This is a genomic window from Enterococcus sp. DIV0970a (assembly GCF_051711265.1).
GTDB lineage: Bacteria > Bacillota > Bacilli > Lactobacillales > Enterococcaceae > Enterococcus_D > Enterococcus_D casseliflavus.
This window is the reverse complement of sequence record NZ_JBIOMF010000001.1, coordinates 706,173-730,694: the sequence shown is the minus strand read 5'-3', so window position 1 is coordinate 730,694 and position 24,522 is coordinate 706,173. Positions and strand designations below refer to the sequence as shown.

Below are 24,522 nucleotides of genomic sequence, written 5' to 3'. Positions count from 1 at the left end.
CTTATTCCTGTTCTGGGTTCCGCAAGTAATAGCCCACTCCGCGACGAGTAACCAAATAATTTGGATGGCTCGGGCTGTCTTCGATTTTTTCACGTAAACGACGCACCGTCACGTCAACGGTCCGAACATCACCAAAGTAGTCATAGCCCCAAACCGTTTGCAATAAATGCTCTCGGGTCATCACTTGACCAAGATGTTTTGCCAAGTAGTGCATCAATTCAAACTCTCGGTGCGTCAATTCGATAGCTGCACCATTTTTAGTGACCATGTACGCATCAGGATGAATCGTTAAATCACCAATCGTTAATTCGCTGTTGGCGTTATCGTCTGCTTCCTTCGCAGCTGCCGAGCCGCGACGCAGATTGGCTTTGACACGGGCCACCAATTCCCGGTTTGAAAATGGTTTGGTTACATAATCGTCCGCACCAAGCTCGAGGCCTAGTACTTTATCGATTTCAGAATCTTTGGCTGTGACCATGATGATCGGCATGTCATGGGTTTTGCGCACTTCCCGTGCAACTTCCAACCCATCCATTTTTGGCAGCATCAAATCAAGCAAAATCAGATCAGGATCGACCTCGGCTACTTTTTCTAATGCCTCTTCTCCATCATAGGCGGTATATACTTCATATCCTTCTTTGGTTAAATTAAATTTGACGATATCAGAAATTGGTTTCTCATCGTCCACGACTAGGATCTTTTTCAAAAATGTCACCTCAATTTTTTTTGGTTTCTTACTTATTATACATTATTTAAACGGGCTTTTCATCTTTCCCAAAAACCGCGGCCTTATTCTTAAGGAAAGCACAAAAAAAGAAAGGCACGGGGCCTTTCTTTTTTACTCTTCTAAAAGCTGGATACCGATCCCTAACAACCCAGGTCCCGTGTGGACGACTAATGCGGGAGAGATTTGTCCAAATAAGATTTCTTTGACCTTAGGAAATTCGGCTTCTAATCGTGCTTTCATCTCTTTGGCTTCTTGCAGTGCATCACCTTGCGCCACGGCTAAACGCACATGGCGATGATCACCGATGAATTGCTTGATCAAGTCAACGGTTTTGTCCAAGCTTTTCTTCCGTCCACGAGATTTTGCGACCGTATAGTAGATCCCTTCTTCATTACAAGAGATAATTGGGTTCAATTTCAAGGCATTGCCTAAGATGGATGCAACCAGACCGATCCGGCCGCCTTTTTGTAAATACTCTAAGGTAGCTACGTTGAAAAAGACTTTGTTTTTCGGCACTTCATTCGTTAATTGTGCCCGCAGTTCTTCCCAAGTCACGCCTTTTTCTAACAGTTCTGCTGCACGAATCGCTTGCAGCCCTGCACCGATCCCGATATTTTTCGTATCAAGCACGAAAACCTCAAGATCCGTCCGTTGTTCACCTAACAGGCGAACGACGTTAAACGTTCCGCTCAATCCGCTGGAGATGGTTACGGCAAAGACTTTCTCATACCCATCGCCTTTGATCCGATCAAAGATTTCCCCGATCGCAGCACCGTCAGGTAACGAGGTACTAGGGATCTCTTGCGGCAAGCGCTCGTAAATTTCTTCCGCAGTAATATCAACTTTATCGGTATAGGTCCGATCCTTGTAGATAATTTGCAATGGCAGCATATACATGCCGTATTGCTCCATGATCTGTGCGGGAACATCGGTACCTGAATCAACTAATAGGGCAATTTTCTCTTTATTCATGGGCTTCTCCTTTATGTGTTTCTAAATAAATGACTTCTAATTCAATCGTTTTTTCTGCCAATAGTTTGTTGGCAAAGGAACGCGTCGCACCTTTCATGGCTACTAATTCAATTGGGATCGGTTCCGACGTCATTTGTTCGGGTTCTCCCATCGCTTCTTTGCCGACAAGGTGGATCGCTTTTTCTTGTTCTTCACAAAATACATTGTAGGCATTTCTGATGCCGACAACTTTCCCTTGAAAAAGGATCCCCGTCTTTATTTCAGGAATCGTCAGCACTTGCTTGAGCATCGTTATCGCAATCAAAAATGCGAGATGCTTTTGATTGTAACGTTTCTTCTCTGGTGCTGGAATCATCCCTTTTTTGACATAATTATTGACCATGGAAGAGGTCAATAGCGGATGCTTTTCCGTTTGGATCACCGGCGATAAATATTGATCGATCAATGTGATCACCTGATCCATATACAGTTCCAGCGTTGGCAATTCTTCCCATCTCGGCAGGTGGAATTTCAGCAATGAATTGCCCCAATTTTTCATGTCTGCTTGTAATTTTTCCATGTCATCCTCCATTTTGACGAACAGAAGGTTAGATTACCACAAACTAATCATCTAGTTTTGATAACTAGATACATTTTATCACGGTTTTCTGAGTTTTTAAAGCAATCTGATCAATCTTTTAAGAATTTCCTACCATTTGAATTTGGGAAACAAATGGTGTTTTATTAAGATAACGCCAGTTTCTCAACTGAAAAAAGCGCATATTTTTTTCAAAAGAATGATTGATTTTTCAACAATGGAGTGCTAAGATAATGAAGTACTTTTGGTACGGGCCGTTAGCTCAGTTGGTAGAGCAGCTGACTCTTAATCACCTGCCCTCTTATGTAGAGGTATGTTTATAAAAGTTGATATGTAGAGGTTTTAATGAGGTTTACTTAGTTGATAATCTTCAAGCCATTTTATTGCCAACAATTTGCCAACAAAATGACAGATTTTTTTTTAATAGTAATCGTTCAAAGACTTGCCATTCAATTTTGATCAAGTCTTTTTTGTTATTTATTTTTTGAATCCAAATGTATTAGCTAAATTTTCTGCAGAAGCATATTTAAAGCTTGGATCAAGGTGTGCGTAAAGATTAGCAGTTGTCGTATAAGAGGCATGACCAAGCCACTCTTGAACCTTCTTCATGTGCTCACCATTTCCAATCATTATAGAAGCGGTTGTGTGTCTCAAATCGTGGAATCGTATCCTTTTTATATTGTTTCTCTTGATTACCTTCGCAAATCGTTTGGAAACGAAATCTGGTCTTATGATATTGCCATTTTCCATGGTAAAGAGGTAATCGTCGTCTTCGTAATTATATTCAGCTCCGAAAAGCTTTTTATTTTTTTCCTTCCACCTAGCTAATTTCACTAACTCCTCTTCAACTGTTTCTATTAAAGGAACAGAACGATAGCTGGAAGCATTTTTAGTTCTGTCTTCTTTAAGAACAGTTGTTAAGTCTTCTTTATTTTCCAAAACTACATGTTTAATGGTAATCGTCTTATTCACAAAATCAATCGCATCCCATTTAAGCCCTAAAACTTCACTTCTCCTAAATCCATAAAATACTGTTAATAGAATTATTGGATAGAGCTTCTCACCTTTGAATATTTGAAGTAGTTTTAGCACATCATCCTTTGTGTAAAAGTTTGGCACGAAGGAGTCCTTTTTTGGTCTACGTACACGGTCAGCAATATTTTTATCTATCTGTTCTGTCATAAAAGCTTCCTGTAAAGCTTTTCTAATAAAGGCGTGATAGTGTAGAGCAGTATTTCCAGTGCACCCATCGTCTAATATTTTTTGATAGAACCTTTGCAAGTGGACCGGTTTTAAATCAGATAACATAATTCCACTTGGTCCAAAATAATCCTTTATCCTGATATCGATGTAACGTTTATAACTAAAGTAAGACGTTTTAGACAGTTGTGGTTTAGCAGTTTCAAGATAACTATATAGGTAATCGACAAAAGGTGTTTCGGTTCTTTCCTGTTTTAAAACAAGATAATCCTCTTGTTTCATAGCAATTTCTTGCTCAATCTCAGATATAAATTGGTCTTTTATTCTTTCAGCTCTTTTCTTATTTCCTTTCTTTTTTAGTTTGGTATCTCTCCATCGTTGAGAAGTTTTTCCAAAATCATCTTTTATTGTTACAACAACTTGGAGAGTTCCTCTTTTTTCTACAATATTCGCTCGTAATTTCAATTCAAATCCTCCTAAAACTGAAAAAAGCAAGCTATGGAAAACGCAATTCTAACACCTTTATTATACCATAGCCTGCGTATGCTCATCTGCCACATTTTGGGCATCTTGTAAGTATTCGATCACACACTTTTTAGGAATCTTGTAGTTGCTGCCTATCTTGACATGTTTTATCTTGTTCGCTTTTAGTAACCCATAAGCTTTATTTCTACCTATCCCTCCTAACATTTCTCTCAATTCATTTATTCCAACCAGATCTTTATAGTTCTCAAACATGACGTCATAAATGTTTCGATCCATTTTTACCTCCTAAAAAAACCATAGATTATTGTTGCCAACATTTTAAAATAGTGATACTATATCAAAGTAATAAATTTTGGGCCATTAGCTTAGTTGGTAGAGCACTTGACTCTTAATCAAGGTGTCGAAGGTTCGAGTCCTTCATGGCCCATTGGGTGCCAAACCCACGGAACAGGTAAATGTTGGTGCGAAAGCATTTCGAAAACATTTATGCTGTTCCTTTTTTTATTTTAAACATTTTCTAAACCACCTTGGAAAAGGTACACAGGAGTCTCCTCCTCCCCCTGTTCATCAGCGGGATGGATAGGCTACAATTAACTAGACAGAAAAATTAAGGTGTGTAGACTAGAAGAAAACATACCAGGAGGAATTTTTATGTCTAAGAGAACACGAAGAACTTTTTCACAAGAATTCAAGCAACAAATCGTCAATCTTTACTTAGCTGGAAAGCCACGTGTAGAAATCATTCGAGAATATGAACTAACGGCTTCAGCATTTGACAAATGGGTAAAGCAATCTAAAACGAGTGGTTCATTCAAAGGAAAAGATAATCTTACGCCTGAACAAAAAGAATTGTTAGAACTACGTAAAAGAAACCAGCAATTAGAAATGGAAAATGATATTTTAAAGCAAGCAGCGCTGATATTCGGACGAAGAGACAAGTAATCGATGCGAATAAGCATCTTTACCCTATATCAGCGATGTGCAGAATATTAGGTCTATCACGTCAGTCCTATTATTATCAATCAAAACCAAAGAAAGACGAATCAGAACTTGAAGAAGTAGTCGCTGAAGAATTTATCCGCAGCCGAAAGGCCTACGGCTCAAGAAAAATAAAAAAAGCCTTATCAAAACGAGGCATTCGGATCAGCCGACGAAAAATTAGTAGAATCATGAAAAATAGAGGATTAAAATCGAGCTATACTGTTGCTTATTTTAAAGTACATCATTCTACTTGCAATGAAGCCAAAACGACAAACGTATTGAATCGTAAATTCTTAAGAGACAACCCATTAGAAGCGATCGTAACAGACTTGACTTATGTACGAGTCGGGAAAAAATGGAATTATATCTGTTTCATTTTGGATCTGTTCAATCGAGAAATTCTCGGCTATTCTTGTGGAGAACATAAAGATGCCGTTCTAGTAAAAAAAGCATTTAGCCGTATCAAACAACCTCTGACAGAGGTTGAGATTTTTCATACTGATCGTGGAAAAGAGTTTGATAACCAAGCTATTGATGAATTATTAACAACTTTTGACATCAATCGATCATTGAGTCATAAAGGCTGTCCTTTTGATAATGCCGTAGCTGAATCAACTTATAAGTCGTTGAAAGTAGAATTTGTCTATCAATACACATTTGAAACCTTACAACAATTGGATTTGGAGTTATTTGACTATGTCAATTGGTGGAACCACCTTCGGTTGCACGGTACACTTGGCTACGAGACACCGGTTGGTTACCGTAACCAGAGATTGGCGCAGCGAATCCTTGATAATGAGCTCGGATGTGCTAACGCTAGCGAGGCAGTCTAACTTTAACTGTTAGCTCCTGCCGAAGATCGTCACATCCGAGGAGGCTCATTGTCAAGGACAATCGGAATAGCATACGGAAGGAAGTTCTGCACCTTATAAAATTTGTCAAAAAAACTGTTGCCATTCCAGCTGTATCTCTACACAGAAAAGGAAACTACTATATTACATTCCACGTTCACAGTGTGACCAAATAGAGAGAATCTTAATCGTTTTTGCTTGCTTCATCAACACTGTATACTAGACGGCGTTTGATATTGAGTTATCTTGAAAAGTATGGTAAGTCTATGCTGTTCTCTCGCCTACTCCTCGTGCTTGTAGAAGTTGTGGTTCTACTGTGGTAGATGGAAACGGGAAAGCAATTATAGTGAAAAATGGGAAGAAGGAAACGATTGTCCGTTTTGAACAATGCAATCATATGCCTTTGGTTATGCGCCTAAAAAAGCAGCGCTATACCTGTAAAAACTGCCGAACCCATTGGACGGCTCAAAGTTATTTTGTCCAACCCAGACATTCAATCGCAAATCATGTGAGATATAAAATTGCTTCTTTACTGACTGAAAAAGTATCTTTATCTTTTATTGCGAAAAGCTGTCAGGTATCTTTGACCACCGTTATTCGTACATTGAAAGAGTTTAAAAGCTATTTGGCAAAACAATCTAAGAAGATTCTCCCAAGAGTATTGATGGTTGATGAATTTCGTTCGCATGCTTCCATAGAAGATAAAATGAGCTTTATTTGCGCAGATGGCGAAACAGGAAAATTAATAGATGTTTTGCCTACGCGTAAATTACCCCGATTAACAAGCTATTTCTCAGGTTGTACCAATCCGGAAGAAGTAGAATTCTTGGTGACAGACATGAACGCCGCCTACTTCCAGCTCACCAAACGTGTTCTGCCAAATGCGAAAGTAGTGATTGATCGGTTTCATATTGTCAAACACATGAATCAAGCGTTCAATGAGTTGCGTATCCGTGAAATGAATGAACTTCGTAAAGCAGGACAGAAAAGCCAAGCAGAAAAACTGAAAAAGAACTGGCGCTTTTTGCTAAAAAATCGTGCAAACATCAACCATTATGAATACAAAACATGGAAAAGTTTCCGAGCGCCAAAATACCCATTTCTTACTGAAGCAATGATGATTGATCGATTGCTTGAGTTTTCTGCGCCCCTAAAGGAGGCGTATCCCTTTTTTCATGAATTAGTTGAAGCCTTTCGAGACAAAGACCCTGACTTATTTTTCTCCTTATTGGCAGAACTTCCCGAAACGTTAGATGACGGCTTTCGAGAAAAGCTTCAAAACCTTCTGACCTATGAAGAAGGCATCACCAACGCAATGATCTATCCTTATTCCAATGGAAAAATAGAAGCGAAGAATACCCACATAAAGACAATGAAACGAGTATCCTACGGATTTAAATCATTCGAGAACATGAGAATTAGAATCTTTTTGATCAATCAATTAATCAATGTAAGATAACAAAAAAATCTGAGCCAGAATGTGGTTCATTCTGACCCAGATTTGATTTTACACAACTCATCAGTCCTTATTGACAAAGAGCCATTTTAAATTGCCATTTTCCTACATTTTATCGTTGCCGTTAACACCTAGACGGACTTTATTTTTCCCCCTTGCTCTCTAACACAGATCAGCTTCTTTTACTCGGCATTTATGATGATGCCATCCCCAAAATGGACGATGGCCCTCTCCCAAACGGAAGAAGGCCATCTAACTACTCAATATCTTTACTCTAAAGTTAGATCAGACTATTACTTAAAATCAAGTATTTCTCATTTAAACAGTGTGTTCCCATAACCTACTAACACACCCTTGCAGCCCTGAAGCTGCGCCAGTTGGATCAAATTTCTTAAAAATATCCTTGTATTTCTCGCGTAACAATATCTTTCGTGTAAGATACAGTATAACATATTTCCACCAAAACAGCAATTGGCCTAGAGCTTTTCTAACAAATCCCGCTTCTTAAACTTGGTAATCAAAAGACTGAAACGACGCGGTGCCTCCAATGGTTTTCCTATTATAGATAAATAGCCCGAAACGACAGCCGCTAAAATGATCCATTTTAAATGCCACCGGATGTGCCTCTCCTAATTGCAAAAAAGTCCCTTCGTTTTGGTAATAAAACCGGGTCAAATCCGTCATTTCATGAAAATCAGCGGCTACCTTTAGCGTGACTTTTCCACTTTCCCACAAAATACGAGTGGATTTACCGTTAGTTGCCTCTTTAGGCATTGCTTGCAAACTGGAATCATCTAGTTCACGGGTCTCCATGACAAGATAATACTGGCCTTCCTCTTTGGATAAACCAATAAAACCATAAGCGGATTGAAAGGCAGCTAATCCGGCACAATCCCCATCTTTCATTTTTGTCCCATCGATTGTCACGGTGGCTGCACATTTTGGATAGCGCATCCGCTGTGTTAAGACGTTAGGCGTCGTTGTCACAGATTGTGCAAGCCGTGTCGTCGTTAATTCCACACAGCCACGTTTTGGATCCAATAAGAAGCCAGACAAATCCGGTTCGTGATTAAATTGCCATTGCGGTTTTATTCGGTAAGGCGTTTTGGCTAACGTTTTAAAATCATCACTCCCTACAAGAGGCGAATACACATATTCCGGTCGATTGTCGGTAATAAAAAATTGCTGTGGCGTCTTTTCTTCTTCACCAAAAACTGGAAAATCGTCTTGCCAAGTTACTGGTAAAAGTATGGGTAACCGTCCTACTGCACCATAATCTTGAAACAAGATCGCGTACCAGTCTCCCTTTGGCGTATCCACGATACCACCTTGGGCAATGCCTTGATTGCAATACCCGTTATCATCATTAAAGACATCACCGCCGACAAATTCACCTTCCAAATCCTCCGCCACAAAGCAAGCCTCAATCCGTCGCCAAACCTTTGGATCTGAGTGAATCAAGAAAATGTAATACTTGCCATTGATTTGATAAAAATGAGCTCCTTCATAGCCTAACCGAGGATTTTTTTCTGAGACAATCACACGATGGATGCCCCCAGCTTTCGGGCCACTGAGATCGGGTTTCAATTCCGTCAACCAGACATTACTGTTTCCATAGACGATAAAAACACGTTCCTTTTCAAACAGCACGGAACAATCATGATAGAAACCTTCAATGATTTTCTTATCCCAAGGTCCCTCAATTTTTTCAGCAGTATAACAATAGGTCAAGCCGGTATCATTGGCGACAAAAAAGACATAAAAACGTCCTTCATGATATCGTAAACAGGCCGCCCACATTCCTTTGCCATAACTGTCTTTCCCCTCTGCTAAGCGCTGGCCTGCCGTACTGTCCAAGCGCTCATAGACAAATGCCGCATGTTCCCAGTGCAATAAATCGTAAGAACGTAAAATTTCACAGCCAGGCATAAAGTGCATCGTAGTGGTGACCATATAATACGTATCTTCCACCCGAATGACGTCTGGATCTGGATAATCCAAGGGAATAATCGGATTCTGAATTGTTTCAAGGCTTTTCTTCATCTGTTTTCCTCATTCTTTTAAAATTCACCGAAACGCCGGTGTAAAAAACGTAAAGCTAAATTTTGCCACTGAGCGACATCAGCATTTTGCAACGTGGGATCACCAGATGCTTGGTAGGTTCCCAACGAGAGGCCATGCTGCCCTTCTTCAAATAAATGCAACTCTACTGGCACACCTAGTTCCATCATTTTATTAGCATAACGCAAACATTGTTGTGGGTAGACAAGATCATCTTGGGCTGTTGTCCAAAGGAATGTAGGCGGTGTTTTTCCTGATAAGAAATAATAAGGGCTCGCCTCTTTCATCCGATTTTCTGTATACTCTTTGCCTAAAAAGACTTTATTGGCATGATGCATAAAATCTCGCTTCGTGGTATCGGTATAGCTGAGACTTAGGTCAATCCGAGGATCTAGATTGGCATATTTTTCTTGGACAATGAAGTCCAATAACGGATAAGCGAGAATAACAGCATTGGGTTTCAGAAGCTGATTATCGCCGGTTCCAACCCCTTCTGCTAGCCAACGATTGTGCCAATGGGTTGCTAATTGAGCACAAAGATTGGCTCCTGCTGAAAAGCCGATAATGGCAATTTTATCGTTATCAATCTGCCACGTTTCCCCTTGCAGGCGAATTTGTTTCATCAACATCGCCAAATCTAAAAGTGGATTCGGATATTGCGCATTACCAGTGGCTTCTGTTTGATAATCCAATACAAAGACTTGAAAACCGGCTTGCAGATAATGCAAGGCCACCGGTTCTTTTTCGCGATCAGAAATCCCTAGATATGCTCCCCCACCACAAATAATCATGGCCGGAAATTGCCGGTCTTTATCAATTTCCTCTGAGCCTTCATGAAGATAACTTGTATAGGATACATTGGGTTTGTTGTCATATAGTAACGTAGTAAAGACTTTCATTTGAACCCCTCCATTTTTCGCTTAATCAATACCAAGTAACGTAGCCAACTGCTGGAAATCAACCGCAGCCGCCAAATGATTCCCACCTACACTGGAAATATGCAACCCGTCGCCACTATCAAATAATTGGTAGAGTTTTTGAGAATCTTGAGGATCTCCGGCGACTTGATCAAAGTCCCATAGTGCCTCAATTGGCGCTTTATTACGCAGCCAATGATTCAATCCTTGACGCAAACTTTCGGCCTTTTCACTGTAAAAGGCTGATTGATTAAAAGGAAGAAGTGTCACTCCAATCACTGGTACTTGCCGCAAATGGGCTTCCTCAATCATAAACCGAAAAGCCGCGGTTAATTCGGCTAATCCCTCAGCGACAGGTCTCTCGCCAATCGTCAAACAATCATTAATACCATGAAAAAGGATCAAGCCACTAACTGGCCCATCCGCAAAAACGTCTGACAAAAACCGCTTCACCCCAGCTCGCCCATGACGGCTAAAGTCATCGGCTGTAGCATCTGTATCTAGCAATACCCGGTTTCCCCCAATGCCACGATTTACGAGTGCCACTTGTGAAAAGCCCTCTGTCACCAGGCGCTGTTTGAAATGATCCGTCCAAAATCCCTGTTGTGTCAACGAATCCCCAAAAGCTATCAGGGTCTGACTGTTTCCTTGCAATTGTAGGCCCGAAATACCATAGATAACGTACATTCGTGGATTCCACAACGCATTTTGAAAGAGCTGATAATTATCCAAGGGATGGGTCCAGAAATTCTCAACCCAACGATAATTCAGCACTTCCTGTTGCAAACGAGCATAACTCACTAGAAAACTAGTCAGTTGCACCGGTTTGGCTAGATAAGTAGTGATTTCTAACACTTCTCCTGGTGCAGCTGATAATAAAATAGGATCACTTGCCAACTGCTCACAACCAGGGGCTAGCTGTATTTCCGACTTTCCATGAAGAGTCAGGGGAACTACCGGTGTGCGTGCAATGAGCTCTGCCGATTTCACCTGTGCAGTCACCTTATCAAACACTAACGGCCCTCTACCATAAAGGTTAGAAAACAATACACGCCATTGATCCCCATAATGATTTAACCGAATTCGCACTACTTGTACTTGTTGTTCAATCTCGCAAGGAGCACTGCGGTAATCCTGTTCCTGATATTCCCAAATTCGTTGCCACACGCCATTTATTCCTCCTAAATGAAATTCCCTATGTAAAAAACTGGTCAGCCTAGTCTGAGATTTTCCTCAATACCTCTGCTGACCAGTCAAAAAATTAGTAAATACGATAGTTACCACTCAAAGCCATAAAGGCAAAAGCATACAAAAAATTATCATAATATCGGCGCACGCCTTTACGAAGGGGCGTTTGCCAGAAACGTGTCACAAATTCTCGGGCGATTTCTGTTTCAGGATTTGCAAGGGAGGCCGCGGCTAAGGTTGCTAGCAAGCCTACTGGATGTAAGATTTCTTCTCCAGTATTTTCCCCTTCCACAGTATAAATGTAATTTTCTGCCCCAGCTGGTAGTGCATGGAAAAATTGTTGCAAATGAGCCAACCGATCTTTGAGTACAACATCTTCACCATACCACTGCATATCAAGCGCCACATTCATGGCTGTCCGATAGGCATCACTAAAGAAATGCGGATGTTCACTTTCCAATTGTGGACTGCCATCGTACCAACTGTATTCTGGATTCAACCCAGTTTCTGGATGAATGGCCTTTTTCAAATACCTTCGACTAGCCCTCGCCGCCTCTTTCCAAAACGGCCGGTCGCTAGGTTCTGTATAAAGAGCAAATTGTTCATAAAAATGCGGTACATGATAAGAAGGATCGGTAAATTCTACTTCTGGGATGAACTTGATTAATTTATTTTCATTGTTCCACATAGGCATGCCAGGAAATTCAGTCCCTTTATGAATACAATAGTTCAACAATTCTCGGGCATGATGAGAGTAATTGAATATCCCTTCTCCATCCCCCCAGCGATTGGCTGCAAAAAACAGCGCCAAGGCAAAGAATTCTTCCCCATCCGGAGCGGGTCCATATGCATTTTTCTGACCAGAAGGAGCGACCGACCAAGCGAAATAATGGGCATGTTCCCCGCTATCCATATACATATAAGTCATCACCCAGCGCCAAAGCCGGTCAAAGACTTCCTTTTTGTCGTACTGAACCGCCATCAACATGCCGTAACTCATGCCCTCTGTCCGTACATCATCGTTTCCGGTATCCACTAGATAACCTGCATCTGCTGTTTCAAAATAAACCTTATCCGGTCCGACAAAAATTTCTTCCCAGATTTGCGTTAAACGGTCTTGGATTTCATTTTCATCATAACCATATGTTTTAAAAAGATTCGTATATGTTTTCATCCGTTTCTCCTACTAAATTACTACGGTTTCCACAAGTGGGACTGTTGCCACAAGTGGTGCCGGTTGGCCTAATTCTTGAGCCCGTGAACATGGCGCGGTTGTCCCTAACGTAAAGGTAATTTGTTCGCCATCAAATAATCGTTCCCCCGCTTCATTAACCACAGTAAGATTGATTTTGGCAACAGGTACCGTCACCGTTTTTGTTTCTCCGGGTGCCAATGCTACACGTTTATAGGCCACGAGTTTACCATTTAACGTTTCATGTTTCGAATCGGTTTTACCGTAAACTTGTAGTACTTCTTCCATAGCGCAATCGCTGGTATTGGTAATGGTTCCCTTGATCAAGTAGTCTTTTTCTTGCGTCTCTACTTGCAGATCAGCCAAAGCAATTTGGCCATACGTCAAACCGTAACCAAATGGATACAAGGGACTTTCCTCCAAGTAACGATAAGTCCGATTTTTCATGCCGTAATCTTTGAAATCCGGTAGATTGTCAGTGGTCCGATAGAATGTCACTGGTAATTTACCACTTGGGCTAATTTCGCCAAACAAGACTTTCGCTAACGCTTTTCCACCCTGGCTACCAGGATACCAAGCATGAAGGATGGCATGAAGATTTGGATGCTCTTCTCGACCATACAGAGAAATTGCTGAACCAGCTGCCACTACCAAAATCACTGGTTTATCCAATGCTAAAATTTGATCTAACAAGCGAATCTGTTCTGCCGGCAAGCCCAACGTCTCTTTGTCACCAGAACCGTAGACATTACCGGAATCTCCCTGTTCTCCTTCGATTGTCGGATCCAAACCAAGGCACATCACCACGGTATCAGCATGTTTGGCAGCGATGATTGCTTCTGATGCTCGCTCATGAGGACGAGACAAGGTCGATTCTGCATATTCTTGGAACAAGTGACAACCTGGCGCATAATACACCCGTGCATCATCTTCCAGATAGTCTTGAATGCCATCTAAGAAAGTCACATTTCGCGAAGCAACACCAAAATAATTGCCTTGCAATGCTTCGATACTACGAGCATTTGGGCCAATGACTGCCACATTTTTTACGCTTTCTTTTTTAATCGGTAAGATGCCGTCATTTTTCAACAAAACTAAAGCTTTTTCGGCAGCCTTCAAAGATAGTGCCATATGCTCCTTACTATCATTGGCTTCATAAGGAATAGCATTATAAGGATTGGTCTCATCAAACATGCCCAAACGAACGCGAGTTGTGTAAAGTTCTACTACTGCTTGCGTAATTTCTGCTTCTGTCACCAAGCCTTCTGCTAACGCTTGATGCAAGCTATCAGAAACATTCCCTGCACATAGATTGCAACCAATCTTCATCGCCAAGGCCATGGTTTGCGCCGCATTTTCAGTATAGTGATGGTGCTCATGAACATCTTCCAAAGCGCCAAAGTCTGAGACAACATGCCCTTCAAACGCCCATTTACCACGTAAAATATCTTGTAACAATTCGGGGTGCACACATGCTGGAATCCCGTTTACTGCATTGTAGGCTCCCATGAAACTTTCCACATCGGCTTCTTTTACAGCAGCTTCAAAAGCAGGTAGATAAGTTTCATACAAATCTTTATCATTCACTACCGCGTCGAAAGAATGGCGATCCGCTTCTGGTCCACTATGAACCGCAAAATGCTTGGCGCAGGCCGCTAATTTCAGATAAGGGCCGTCCCCTTGCAAGCCTTTGATAAAAGCCACACCAAGTCGAGACGTCAAATAAGGATCTTCGCCATAAGTCTCTTGCCCGCGACCCCAACGTGGATCCCGAAAAATGTTGATATTAGGCGACCAATATGTCAACCCTTTGTAGATATCATTGTCTCCTTCTGCGTGGTACTGGTTGTATTTTGCACGGCCTTCTTCAGCAATCACCCCAGCAATTTCTTCCATCAACTGATCATCAAAGATTGCTGCTAAGCCAATCGCTTGCGGAAAGACGGTGGCAACCCCCGCCCGCGCCACGCCATGAAGGGCTTCATTCCAATAGTTATAATCCGTAATGCCCAAGCGTTGGATGGCTGGGGCGCGGAAATTGATTTGACCAATTTTTTCGTCTATGGTCATTTGTGCCACAATTTTTTGTGCTTCAACTTTTGCCTCTGAATGGGTAATCATGTTTTTTCCTCCAACATTCTTTCAACTTTACAATAAGAAACAATCCGACAATACTCTGCTACGATCAACTGGGATATACTACAAAATCATGCAGCTGATCAAACAAGAAGAGTAGTCGTTTCTGCAAGAAAAATATCCGAACTAAATTGGCATTGCTGCTACAGCCTGTAGGATTTACCGGACAGCTTCTGGAAACAGTGGCATTACAATGTATTTAGCTCGAATATTCCCGTGTTTCTGAATGTGATTTATCTTGATAATTAATCCTTATGATGCATTTTCAATGGTACAAAATCCAAATAAGCTTTCACAAATGGGTACTGTTTTTTTCACTACAACAGGTAATAACACCAGAGCAAAAACTGGTAATAGCCAAATCCCTACGATCACTACGGTATACAAGACGAGCATTTGGATCATTTTTCCAAGATGGGTTAGCGCTAAAAGACCGCAATTGCGTAAAATTATTCTTAAAGGATCTTCAAAACGAGCAATATAAGCCAATACCAACACCACCAAGGGCAAGAGAACCAACAAACAAATCCCTAAAACAATTTGGATAGCATCTGAAAGCAAGGAATAACTCCCAGCAAGTTGTTGACGATTTAGCAGAAAAGAACTTGCCAACACCAGATACCCCGTCCAAATCAATGAACTTTGGAAAAAGGACTGTTTAAATGCCTTGAAAAAAGTCCCTAAGACATAGCCTTCTTTTTGGAACATGCATTGATAAACCGTGCGATACATGGCACTAGTTGCTGCCCCCGTCGTAACAAGCGGTACTGAGCAAAGTAGCCAGAGCACGCCTACCAATAAGTAATCGGCTACCAAACTCAACTTGTCCATAATCGCTTGACTATTTCCAGATTTTCTCATAATAAACACCTTTTAAAACCTTTCTTTTAAGCCTTAAATTAACCCTTAACCCCACCAATAGTCAGACCACTGATAAAGTATTTTTGCAAGAATGGATACAGGCAGACGATTGGCAAGGCTGTGACGATTGTCGTAGCTGCCCGTACCGAAGTTGGGGTCACCATGCCGCCACCACCTGCTTGAGCGGCATTTTGCATATCATTGGCGTTGGCCCCTTGACTTGTTACAGAAGACAAGAGTTTCATCAATTCGTATTGCAACGTACTAAGTTTTTCATTAAAGCCGTTGTACAACATCGCATCAAACCAAGAGTTCCATTGACCAACAGCGATAAATAAAGCAACGGTTGCCAACACTGGTTTACACAATGGCAAGATAATGCTCCAGAAAATCCGGATATGACTGGCCCCATCGATTTTGGCACTTTCGACTAAACTTTCAGGGATTCCATGGATATAAGTCCGGATAACCAATAAGTTAAAAGCACTGATCATCCCCGGCAAGATATAAACCCAAAATGTATTCGTCAAACCGATTTTATTCAACCACATGTAATTAGGAATTATCCCAGCATTCAAATACATGGTGAAGATGAACAATAAAGTAACCGGTGTCCGAAAGATAAATTCTTTTCGGCTAAGGATATAAGCCAACAATGATGTTAAAAACAATTGTGATAAAGTAGCAATCACCGTTCGAGCCACCGAGATAAAAGCTGCGTTTAGTAACGATTGTTTGGCTAAAACAGCTTTGAAATTATCCAAGGTAAAAGTTCGTGGCCACAGATAAATCCCTCCACGCAAAGCATCTAGTCCGTCGTTAAAGGCGACTGCTAAGGTGTTTAAGATTGGATACAGGGTTGCCAACGTGAATAAAATTAGAAAAATCCACTTAAATATATCGAATAGTCGATCTGAAATCGCAACTCGTTTCATCTTTTTTTCCTCCTCTGATTAGAACAAACTTTCTTCGCCAGCAACTTTGGCAAGTTTATTACCTAATGTAATCAAGATGATACTGATCACACCATTGAAAATCCCGGCTGCTGTGGCAAAGGAGTAGTTGTTCAAGCTAATCCCATATTTCAACACGAAAATATCAATAGTTTGGGAAACTTGTTGAACTAAGCCATTCCCTAACAAGTATTGCACTTCAAACCCAGCATTTAGGATATTTCCGATATTGATTAATAAGAGGATAAAGATTGTTGGTTTAATTCCTGGTAAAGTGATATGCCAGATTTTCCGCAAGCGGCTGGCACCATCCATTTCGGCGGATTCATACAGTTCTTCGTTGATAGCTGACATCGCAGAAAGGTAGATGATACTTCCCCAACCAGTACTTTTCCAAACATTAGAGAAACCAACAATCCACCAGAAATATTTCGGTTCGGAAAGGAAACTAATCGGCTTGTCTACAAAGTTAAATTGCATCAGTAGTTGGTTAATAATCCCCGTTTCAGGACTCAGCACATCCAACACGATCCCTGTTACAATAATCCATGATAAAAAGTAAGGCAGATAAGAGACAGTTTGCATGATTTTCTTTAAATGTTTATTTTTGACTTCATTCAATAAGACCGCAAAGCCAATCGAGAAAACAAAACCCAAAGTCAAATTGATTAAACTCATTGCCAAAGTATTGCGGACAACCCGTAAAAAGTTTGGATCAGCAAACAACATTCGGAAATTTTCAAGTCCAATCCATTCTTGATCAAAAAGACCAGTACCAGGACGGTATTTTTGGAAAGCCATCAACCAGCCAGATAACGGTGCATAATTAAAGAAAAGAATGTAAATGACAAATGGCAGACAAAGTAAACACAGATCTTTTTGAGCCCAGACACGTTCCCAAAATGTTTTTCGTTTTGCTTTTGGAATACCCTCGTTTGAATCTAACATCGTTGAATTTCCGCTCATTTCTTATTCCCCCAAATCTTCGAGTATGTAGCAAAGCAAGATTGTGGGAGTTGTTATTTTCACAACTCCCATCACCTCGCTACAGCAGACTATTTGTCAACTTTTGCTTCTAGTTCTTTTTCGATTTCTACCCGACGTTTCACTTCTTTAGTCAATGTATCTTCAAAGGCTTTGTAATCGATTTGACTATCATAAGCAGTCATATAATCTTCCCAGTTTTGTTCGTAAGCTGCTGGTCCGCCCATGATGACTTTTGGTAACCATTGCATTTTCACTTCTTGCATGTTTTGACTAGCAATCCCAGCTGGATCAGAAGAAGTCCATTTGTTCCGTTCTGTATAGATTGGGAACCATGGTTGAATTGGATCTTGCAAGCGTACCATTTGAGTCCAGTTGTCTACTTTATAAGCATCCAACACTTCTTTATCGATATCAGACAATGTTTTGCGGAATTCAGAGATTTGTTCAGAAGGCAAAATTGTATTTTTTCCATCTGGCAAGTAACCACGGTAACCAGGCATATAACCAAACGCTACACTATTCTTTTGAACATAATCGGTATCTTTCCAATTTACCCATTGTTCGTCAGTGCGGTAGAACATGCCGTCGTCGTCAACTTCATAGTCAACGCCTTTTTCGCCCCAGTTGCGTAGGATCATCCCTTTTTCAGAAACCATGTCATCCCACATTTGCAATACGCCATCAACATCTTTACAGCTAGTGGTAATCCCAATCCCACCTTGAGTAGACAAGACGCCACCTTCTCGGTATTGTGGTTGAACATTTTCATCCAAAGTCAAATCAAGAGGTGCCCAAGTTAATTCATCTTTCCCTTGAGAAACCAATGAATCTCTTGCAGATTGGAAGTTCCAACCTTGGTCGATCATCCCCAACACTCGACCAGAAGATAATTTTGCAATATACTGGTCATATTTAGCAGTAAAGGTTTCAGGGTCAATCGTTCCTTTTTCAAATTGTTCAGACAAAATCTTGTAGTATTCTTTGGCTTCTGGAATTTTGTCATATACTTTTGCTTTCATTGTGTCTGGATCGACAATAGCTGCGCCATCATTTGGATATCCCGCTAAGAATTGCGGTGGGTTTTCCAAACAGAAGTAACGCCAGTCATCAGATAAGATTTCAAAACCGATATTTTTTTGACCATCAGTATCAGGATTTTCAGCTAAATACTTATTGATCAAATCAAAATACTGTTCGACAGTATTAATTTCTGGATAGTTCGCCCATTTGAGGACACGTTTTTGAATCCAGAAAGCTTCGCCACCATAACTAGTTGCCGTATCCACGGTACCATCTTTTTGAGCAAATTGTGGAATCGTATAAATATGGCCATCATTATCAGCTTTAATTTTTTCCCATTGAATATCACTTAATGTGGCTTTCAAATTCGGATAGTCATCTAGCTTATCCTCTAAGGGAACATAAGCTCCAGCATCAATCATCGCTGAACGACCATCGGAAGCATCCACGATATCTGGATACTCGCCACCAGATACCATAACCCCAATCCGTTCTTTTGCAGTTTGACCCGTCAGCCAGCTAACTTTCACTCGCCAACCAAATTCTTCTGCAAAAACATTGTTTAAACGAGAATCATCGGGAACTTCAGAACCAGGTACCGCCATAAAGGCTGTATATTTTTTATTGCCATCACTATCTGTGGCTTGCGTGCCACCATCTTTGTCTCCTTTACCATTTCCACTACCGCACCCAGCCAATAAGGCTAGTGCCATTGCTGTCACTGCAACTTTTCCAAACTTTTTCATGTGTTTCCCCTCCGTTGGTATGTTTAAATAACAAACATTGATGCATAAAAAAACCTTGCGACACAACTTCCTTCTAAACCCTGATTCAAATAAATTAATAGCGCTTACTTCTCTTCCTTGATTCAACTTTACTCTGAAACGCTTGCAAAAACAAGACAATTTCAGTACACTAATAGACGTAATCAGTTGACTATGATTTCTTAAATGGGAGGGTTAAAAATGACTGAATTGGAATCCTATCACTTCGGGGAAAAAATTTCCCACGTGGAATATCATCCGGAGAATCTCAGCTATCCTGAGCATCTTCATCGGAGTTTCGAATTATGGTTTGGTGAAACTGGCGAATTTCTATTGACAATCGATTCTGAAATTCACACCTTAAAAGCTGGCGATATCGCCCTAATTCTCCCCTATCAAACCCATCAAGTAGAAGCTGAAATGGAAAACTCTGGTCATATTTGGATTTTTTCTCCCGAGTATCTAGAAGACTATCTTCCATTAATTAAAGGGAAATCCTTCTTAAATCCTGTCATTCCGGTGGGACGCACTAAATCTAATCAGCTCTACGATTCATTATTTGAGAGCAACTCATTTTTTAGACACAAAGCCGCTTTATATGAAATCTTATATCTATATGAGCAACATACCAAGCTAGTCAAAACACGAGGCAAAGAGAATATTTTAGAATTAATTCTATTGTGGGTCTCTTCTCATTTTCAAAATGAAGTTACTTTGAGTCAGCTGAGTGAAGATATCGGCTATAGTAAAGATTACGTATCCAAGGTCATTACCCAAAAACTTGAGTCCACCTTTCCAAAACTAATCAACCAGTACCGCATCAATCAAGCTTGCTATTTACTAGCAAACTCCGATTATTCTATAACAGAAGTCGCTAGCTTATCTGGTTTTCAAAACACGCGAACCTTCAATCGTAATTTTTTGCAGAAAATTGGTCACTCCCCAAAAGATTATCGGAAAAATGCCCGTAGCGGACGAAAGGAGCCGACATTGATTCGCTTTGACAATCTCTACTACCAACAATTGTTGTAGTAAATTGAATGCACCTCAGCAAAAAACCATGAAGCACTAGTCCAACTAGTCTCCATGGTTTTTTACTATTTATTCAGTTGAACCCACTGCCCACTACGATCCGACTCATAAATCCCACAAACCATCTTCAAAGAATCCAACGCATCCGCAACGGCGAGGTACTCTGCGTGAGGATCTGGCAAGCCGACTAACTGATTGACAAAGGCTCGTACAAAGCGCAGGTGTCCTGCTCCCCAGTAAGCTTTAGCTACTTCGCTTACCATGCCTTCTTCAAGAGGTGCCGCTACGTCATTGACTACCAGTTTGTCAGCGGTCAACACCACTCTGGCTTCTTCAAAATCAAAGGTGACGGATGGGGCGGGATCTGAAGAGTAGTTGTTGGAGGCATGAATGACCACCGGCACGTCATCTGGAAGCACTGCTGTCGCCATCGCCGCGTCTTCTACTTCGATGGTTTCCTCCAAAAGCGTGGTCATTATCTTGCCTTTGATTTTCTCTGGTAACTCAATCATCCAAGTCACCACATCTAAGGTATGGATGGCTTGATTGATCAAGGTACCCCCACCTTCTTTTTTCCAAGTACCTTTCCATGATGCCGCCTCATAATACCCTTTATCCCGATGCCAGGTTAGCTCGCATTTGATTCCTTTTAACTGCCCGAAAGCTTGTTGGGAAATCATCGTTTTCAGTTGGGCATAGGAAGGGTTGAAGCGATTTTGATAACACACGGCATAATGCAAGTCTGGCTGTTCCTCCCATTTGGCTAAAACCTGTTCAGCTTCTTGGACCGTTATGGCCATCGGTTTTTCACATAGGACATGTTTCCCGGCTTCAAAAGCTTGCAGGGTCATTTGGCCATGGAGATAATGCGGCGTAGCGATGATTACTGCGTCAATCTCACCATTTTTTAGCATGTCTAGGTAATTCCCATAAAAACTACAGCCATGTTTTTCCCCAAAGCGTCGCCCTTTTACTTCATCTATGTCGCAACAAGCCGTCAACTGGGCTTCTTGAATTTTCTGAAGGGCTTCTGCATGGGTACCGGAGATATTGCCACAGCCCACAATTCCGAATCGTATCATCTTTTCACACTCTTTTTAGTAAGTATTTTCAGTATCCAAGACTTTTTCTTTCACATCTTTGTCTTTTGAGCCCGCAATTTTCTTGTTTAACTCTTCCAAGAACAACTCCTCGTCAATCGGCAACTCAACCCATTGGCCTAACCAAGAAGAGAGGTGAATGGCGTTAGAAATGGACAAGCCATAAATCCCATCTGTCGCTGGTGCCACCAGTTTTTCGCCAAAGAGAATATTGTTGACAAAGTTTTGCGTCACTCGCAAATGGCCGGTGCTGCCGTCAAATTCAACAGGAATCTTGATTTCCCAAACTTCCGGTTCGCCAAAGCCGCCGGTGTAAGTATCGTTCCATTCTTTTTCATCGGTAACGGTCCGCCAGAATTTCAACTGTTCATCTTCAATCACGATTTTTCCTTGAGAACCCACGATTTCAAAACGATTGGTCCCAGGCGTTTCCGTAGTGGTTGTCACAAAGACCCCAGTGGCCCCATTTGCGTATTCACAATAGGCCGTTACTTCTGTTTCCACTTCCACATCCCGACGTTTGCCATAATAGGCAAAGGAGAAAATCCGTTCCGGCATGCCACAAATCCATTGCCACAAGTCCAATTGATGGGGATCTTGGTTTAAGAGGACACCGCCACCTTCCCCTTTCCAAGTGGCCCGCCAGCCGCCAGAATTGTAATAGCTTTGGGACCGATACCAGTTGGTGATGATCCAGTTGGTCCGACGCAATTCACCGATTTGACCGGATTCTACGAGTTCTTTGGCCTTTTGATAAGTCGGGTTCATCCGTTGGTTATACACCAAAGACAAGGACAGTTCTGGATGTTTTTCTGATTCTTCAATCATTTCCCGAACTTTTTTCGTATACACCCCAGCCGGTTTTTCTACTAAGACATGTTTGCCTGCTTGCAAACCTTTAATGGCAATCACAGGATGATCATAGTGGGGCGTAGAGATAATGATTGCGTCCACTTCTGGATCTGCCAACAAGTTATCCACATCATCATATAATTTGAATTGATCCCCGTATTGTTCCTGGATACGGTCCAATTTTTCTGGATTGTTATCACACAATGCCACCAATTCAGCGTTTTTTAATTCACCACCTAAGACATTGCGCATATGAAAGGAGCCGATATTACCGACGCCGACGATACCGATTTTTACTGTTTCTATATTAGTTCCACTCCTGACCCATGTTTTCCACAAGGATTTTTTTCAATGCATTACTAGCGACAGTGAACAGTTTTTCACCATCGGATTTTGTTTCTTCAATGGAGACGCCCTCTTTTTCCAACGCCGCAAAGCCATCAAAAATTGACAAATGGGGTTCCAAGGAAGCAAAGCCTGTAAAGCCGTTTGCCACAAGTGCCCGCAAGACAGCTTCCACTTGCCCATCGCCAAGTCCAGCCGGTGTGACTTTATGATCTGCGAAATGGGCATCTTTAATGTGCATATAGCCAATTTCATCTTTTAATAATTCATAGGCATGGGGATAGACTTCCACATCACATTGGACAAAGTTGGCCGGATCAAAGGCCGCTTTGACTTGTGGATTGTTCAGTTCGGTCAAAAGTTTGGCACAACGTTCTGGAATATCTCCGTAAATGTCTTTTTCATTTTCATGAAGCAAGGTAATTTGAGGATAATCTTTGGCTACCTCTAAAAATTGGTTCCATCGCTTCACCACTTCTTCGTGAAAGTCGTCGGCAGGTTTGCCTTCTGGAATGAAGAAACTAAACATCCGGACATAGGGACTTTCAAAAGCTACTGCTACATCGAGAACATGTTTGAATAACGCTAAATGCTCTTCAAAAGGATCCTCAATACTGATTTTACCGATGGGAGAGCCGATGGAAGAAATCTTGATCCCGTTTTCATGGAGTGTTTCTTTGTAAGTAAGTACTTGATCCAGCGTCAATTCACTGACATTGACGCCATTGATGCCTCGGACTTCGATATGGGCAATGCCGTTTTCTTTCAGTCCTTTGATTTGTGTATCTAAGTCACTTGCGATTTCATCTGCGAAACCGGTGATGGTGAAGTTGTTCATTAAATGAACCTTCTTTCTTGTTTTGTTACGGCTATTATACGTACATTTATAAATAATAAAAACGCTATAATGTGACCCATTTCATGCTAGATGTGATATCATCAGAGAAACTTGCGAAAAAGGAGTGACCCCCGACGAAACCAGTAGCAACGATTCAAGATCATCTTCATTCAAAAGATTTCGATTTTTATTATAAAGATTCCTGTTTCGAAACCCCCATCACATTTTTACCAGAGTACCACTACCATGATTTTCATGAGATCTATTGTCTATTAGATGGGGAAGTGGATTACTACGTGGAAGATTGTGTCTATCATATGCAACCAGGAAATATCCTGTTAATTCATCATCATGATATCCATCACATGATGCTAACCTTACCTTCTGCCCGTTATGAGCGCGTTTTCTGTTATTTTGACGAATCTTATTTACACCGTTATTCTTCCGCTAAAACAGATTTGACGTTATGCTTTTCCCGTATCAATAACCGCCAAAGTCATTTTTTGCCTACAAGTTTAACCGAAGTTCGACCTTTTATTCAAGATTTACAAAAACATAGTGCCTCTGAAGAATATGGTAGTGACTTGCGCTATACCCAATGTTTTAACGAGTTTCTGCTTTTTCTCAATCAACGCTTTTTAGCTTTGCAAAAAGAAAATACTCCCTTGACGAATAGTAAAGAAAATCATGTTGTTCGCCACGCCATTCACTATATCCAAGACCATTTATCAGAGCCCGTCAAAGTCGAGACCCTAGCCAAAGCCCAGTTTATTAGCCGCGAACACCTTACTAGGGAATTTAAGCGTCATACCGGCTTTAGTCCCCATGCCTACATCCAAAAACGGAAACTGCTCTATGCCAAAGAGCGTTTATTAGAAGGGACCACAATTACGATTGCCTGCAACGATGCTGGTTTTACTAATTATTCTCATTTTATTAAAGCCTTTAAAAAGGAATTTGAGCTGACTCCTCGTCAATTTCAACAACAAAACCTTTAACAATCTGATTTTGATTGATCCTTTGCAA

20 protein-coding genes, 1 tRNA gene and 1 pseudogene are annotated in these 24,522 nt (G+C 41.1%); 5 read left to right on the top strand and 17 right to left on the bottom strand.

The genetic code is table 11. The features are described from left to right. Nucleotide 1: 1 nt before the first annotated feature. The 5 genes from yycF to IGK14_RS03405 all read right to left on the bottom strand — a co-directional run bounded on the left by yycF (nucleotide 2) and on the right by IGK14_RS03405 (nucleotide 4,238). Nucleotides 2–706: a response regulator YycF gene (gene yycF / locus IGK14_RS03425; RefSeq protein WP_010747607.1), complete on the bottom strand. Its 705-nt coding sequence runs from the start codon at nucleotides 704–706 to the stop codon at nucleotides 2–4. Nucleotides 707–838: 132 nt separating this feature from the next. Then, on the bottom strand, nucleotides 839–1,699 hold the full coding sequence (locus IGK14_RS03420; protein ID WP_010747606.1) for a DegV family protein: 861 nt from the start codon (nucleotides 1,697–1,699) through the stop codon (nucleotides 839–841). Then, nucleotides 1,692–2,258, bottom strand: coding sequence for a DUF1836 domain-containing protein (locus IGK14_RS03415; RefSeq protein ID WP_010747605.1), 567 nt, complete (start codon nucleotides 2,256–2,258; stop codon nucleotides 1,692–1,694). The genes IGK14_RS03420 and IGK14_RS03415 overlap by 8 nt, the downstream gene beginning before the upstream one ends. A gap of 495 nt (nucleotides 2,259–2,753) precedes the next feature. Then, the gene (locus IGK14_RS03410; protein ID WP_223347065.1) at nucleotides 2,754–3,941 is read right to left on the bottom strand and encodes a tyrosine-type recombinase/integrase; all 1,188 of its coding nucleotides are present in this window, start codon (nucleotides 3,939–3,941) and stop codon (nucleotides 2,754–2,756) included. 60 nt (nucleotides 3,942–4,001) lie between these two features. After that, a complete protein-coding gene (locus tag IGK14_RS03405; RefSeq protein WP_010747603.1) occupies nucleotides 4,002–4,238 on the bottom strand; it encodes a helix-turn-helix domain-containing protein in 237 nt (78 codons plus the stop codon). A 78-nt stretch (nucleotides 4,239–4,316) separates the two neighbouring features. On the opposite strand from IGK14_RS03405, the gene IGK14_RS03400 reads away from it, so the two are divergent. From IGK14_RS03400 to IGK14_RS03390, 3 genes and pseudogenes are all read left to right on the top strand, one after another. Continuing rightward, a tRNA-Lys gene (locus IGK14_RS03400) sits at nucleotides 4,317–4,389 on the top strand. 224 nt (nucleotides 4,390–4,613) lie between these two features. Then, a protein-coding gene (locus IGK14_RS03395; protein WP_154694175.1) for an IS3 family transposase occupies nucleotides 4,614–5,776 on the top strand; the annotation gives its coding sequence in 2 pieces (ribosomal slippage) (nucleotides 4,614–4,890 and nucleotides 4,890–5,776; 1,164 coding nt in all). Between the two features lie 280 nt (nucleotides 5,777–6,056). Beyond that, nucleotides 6,057–7,253, top strand: a pseudogene (locus IGK14_RS03390) (ISL3-like element ISEfa11 family transposase); the annotation flags it as partial. Nucleotides 7,254–7,754: 501 nt separating this feature from the next. Here the strand turns inward: IGK14_RS03390 and IGK14_RS03385 are convergent. The 9 genes from IGK14_RS03385 to IGK14_RS03345 all read right to left on the bottom strand — a co-directional run bounded on the left by IGK14_RS03385 (nucleotide 7,755) and on the right by IGK14_RS03345 (nucleotide 19,311). Next, nucleotides 7,755–9,293 (bottom strand): glycoside hydrolase family 43 protein, encoded by a 1,539-nt coding sequence (locus IGK14_RS03385; RefSeq protein ID WP_154694174.1) that lies wholly within the window; start codon nucleotides 9,291–9,293, stop codon nucleotides 7,755–7,757. Between the two features lie 17 nt (nucleotides 9,294–9,310). Then, on the bottom strand, nucleotides 9,311–10,210 hold the full coding sequence (locus tag IGK14_RS03380; protein ID WP_010747595.1) for an alpha/beta hydrolase: 900 nt from the start codon (nucleotides 10,208–10,210) through the stop codon (nucleotides 9,311–9,313). A 21-nt stretch (nucleotides 10,211–10,231) separates the two neighbouring features. Next, nucleotides 10,232–11,395, bottom strand: a complete 1,164-nt coding sequence (locus tag IGK14_RS03375) for a GDSL-type esterase/lipase family protein (RefSeq protein ID WP_010747594.1) — start codon at nucleotides 11,393–11,395, stop codon at nucleotides 10,232–10,234. Between the two features lie 94 nt (nucleotides 11,396–11,489). Further along, on the bottom strand, nucleotides 11,490–12,590 hold the full coding sequence (locus tag IGK14_RS03370; protein ID WP_010747593.1) for a glycosyl hydrolase family 8: 1,101 nt from the start codon (nucleotides 12,588–12,590) through the stop codon (nucleotides 11,490–11,492). A gap of 12 nt (nucleotides 12,591–12,602) precedes the next feature. Next, nucleotides 12,603–14,729 carry a glycoside hydrolase family 3 C-terminal domain-containing protein gene (locus IGK14_RS03365; RefSeq protein WP_141873758.1) on the bottom strand — a complete coding sequence of 709 codons (2,127 nt, stop codon included), beginning with the start codon at nucleotides 14,727–14,729 and terminating at the stop codon, nucleotides 12,603–12,605. 267 nt (nucleotides 14,730–14,996) lie between these two features. Next, nucleotides 14,997–15,605 (bottom strand): YesL family protein, encoded by a 609-nt coding sequence (locus IGK14_RS03360; RefSeq protein WP_081117184.1) that lies wholly within the window; start codon nucleotides 15,603–15,605, stop codon nucleotides 14,997–14,999. 38 nt (nucleotides 15,606–15,643) lie between these two features. Beyond that, nucleotides 15,644–16,540 (bottom strand): carbohydrate ABC transporter permease, encoded by an 897-nt coding sequence (locus IGK14_RS03355; protein ID WP_010747590.1) that lies wholly within the window; start codon nucleotides 16,538–16,540, stop codon nucleotides 15,644–15,646. 18 nt (nucleotides 16,541–16,558) lie between these two features. After that, nucleotides 16,559–17,524 carry an ABC transporter permease gene (locus tag IGK14_RS03350; protein WP_080646945.1) on the bottom strand — a complete coding sequence of 322 codons (966 nt, stop codon included), beginning with the start codon at nucleotides 17,522–17,524 and terminating at the stop codon, nucleotides 16,559–16,561. 89 nt (nucleotides 17,525–17,613) lie between these two features. Then, nucleotides 17,614–19,311 carry a sugar ABC transporter substrate-binding protein gene (locus IGK14_RS03345; protein ID WP_154694173.1) on the bottom strand — a complete coding sequence of 566 codons (1,698 nt, stop codon included), beginning with the start codon at nucleotides 19,309–19,311 and terminating at the stop codon, nucleotides 17,614–17,616. A gap of 219 nt (nucleotides 19,312–19,530) precedes the next feature. On the opposite strand from IGK14_RS03345, the gene IGK14_RS03340 reads away from it, so the two are divergent. Further along, nucleotides 19,531–20,361, top strand: coding sequence for a helix-turn-helix domain-containing protein (locus IGK14_RS03340; RefSeq protein ID WP_010747587.1), 831 nt, complete (start codon nucleotides 19,531–19,533; stop codon nucleotides 20,359–20,361). 65 nt (nucleotides 20,362–20,426) lie between these two features. Here IGK14_RS03340 and IGK14_RS03335 read toward each other — a convergent pair whose 3' ends face one another. From IGK14_RS03335 to IGK14_RS03325, 3 genes are read right to left on the bottom strand one after another with little or no spacing between them, the layout of a single operon-like run. Beyond that, nucleotides 20,427–21,443, bottom strand: coding sequence for a Gfo/Idh/MocA family protein (locus IGK14_RS03335; protein ID WP_010747586.1), 1,017 nt, complete (start codon nucleotides 21,441–21,443; stop codon nucleotides 20,427–20,429). A gap of 15 nt (nucleotides 21,444–21,458) precedes the next feature. Then, nucleotides 21,459–22,652 carry a Gfo/Idh/MocA family protein gene (locus IGK14_RS03330; RefSeq protein WP_230209428.1) on the bottom strand — a complete coding sequence of 398 codons (1,194 nt, stop codon included), beginning with the start codon at nucleotides 22,650–22,652 and terminating at the stop codon, nucleotides 21,459–21,461. Continuing rightward, nucleotides 22,621–23,496, bottom strand: a complete 876-nt coding sequence (locus IGK14_RS03325) for a sugar phosphate isomerase/epimerase family protein (protein ID WP_010747584.1) — start codon at nucleotides 23,494–23,496, stop codon at nucleotides 22,621–22,623. Before IGK14_RS03325 ends, IGK14_RS03330 begins: the two co-directional genes overlap by 32 nt. 152 nt (nucleotides 23,497–23,648) lie before the next feature. Here IGK14_RS03325 and IGK14_RS03320 point away from each other — a divergent pair, with 152 nt between their 5' ends. Then, complete coding sequence (locus IGK14_RS03320) at nucleotides 23,649–24,494, top strand: AraC family transcriptional regulator (protein ID WP_326848717.1); 846 nt, start codon at nucleotides 23,649–23,651, stop codon at nucleotides 24,492–24,494. Nucleotides 24,495–24,522: the final 28 nt, after the last annotated feature.

Excerpts from the sequence above, each read along its gene's own strand:
- IGK14_RS03420 (WP_010747606.1), bottom strand. The coding sequence starts at position 1,699 with ATGAATAAAGAGAAAATTGCCCTATTAGTTGATTCAGGTACCGATGTT.
- IGK14_RS03415 (WP_010747605.1), bottom strand. The coding sequence starts at position 2,258 with ATGGAAAAATTACAAGCAGACATGAAAAATTGGGGCAATTCATTGCTG.
- IGK14_RS03405 (WP_010747603.1), bottom strand. The coding sequence starts at position 4,238 with ATGGATCGAAACATTTATGACGTCATGTTTGAGAACTATAAAGATCTG.
- IGK14_RS03385 (WP_154694174.1), bottom strand. The coding sequence starts at position 9,293 with ATGAAGAAAAGCCTTGAAACAATTCAGAATCCGATTATTCCCTTGGAT.
- IGK14_RS03380 (WP_010747595.1), bottom strand. The coding sequence starts at position 10,210 with ATGAAAGTCTTTACTACGTTACTATATGACAACAAACCCAATGTATCC.
- IGK14_RS03370 (WP_010747593.1), bottom strand. The coding sequence starts at position 12,590 with ATGAAAACATATACGAATCTTTTTAAAACATATGGTTATGATGAAAAT.
- IGK14_RS03365 (WP_141873758.1), bottom strand. The coding sequence starts at position 14,729 with ATGATTACCCATTCAGAGGCAAAAGTTGAAGCACAAAAAATTGTGGCA.
- IGK14_RS03360 (WP_081117184.1), bottom strand. The coding sequence starts at position 15,605 with ATGAGAAAATCTGGAAATAGTCAAGCGATTATGGACAAGTTGAGTTTG.
- IGK14_RS03355 (WP_010747590.1), bottom strand. The coding sequence starts at position 16,540 with ATGAAACGAGTTGCGATTTCAGATCGACTATTCGATATATTTAAGTGG.
- IGK14_RS03350 (WP_080646945.1), bottom strand. The coding sequence starts at position 17,524 with ATGAGCGGAAATTCAACGATGTTAGATTCAAACGAGGGTATTCCAAAA.
- IGK14_RS03345 (WP_154694173.1), bottom strand. The coding sequence starts at position 19,311 with ATGAAAAAGTTTGGAAAAGTTGCAGTGACAGCAATGGCACTAGCCTTA.
- IGK14_RS03340 (WP_010747587.1), top strand. The coding sequence starts at position 19,531 with ATGACTGAATTGGAATCCTATCACTTCGGGGAAAAAATTTCCCACGTG.
- IGK14_RS03335 (WP_010747586.1), bottom strand. The coding sequence starts at position 21,443 with ATGATACGATTCGGAATTGTGGGCTGTGGCAATATCTCCGGTACCCAT.
- IGK14_RS03325 (WP_010747584.1), bottom strand. The coding sequence starts at position 23,496 with ATGAACAACTTCACCATCACCGGTTTCGCAGATGAAATCGCAAGTGAC.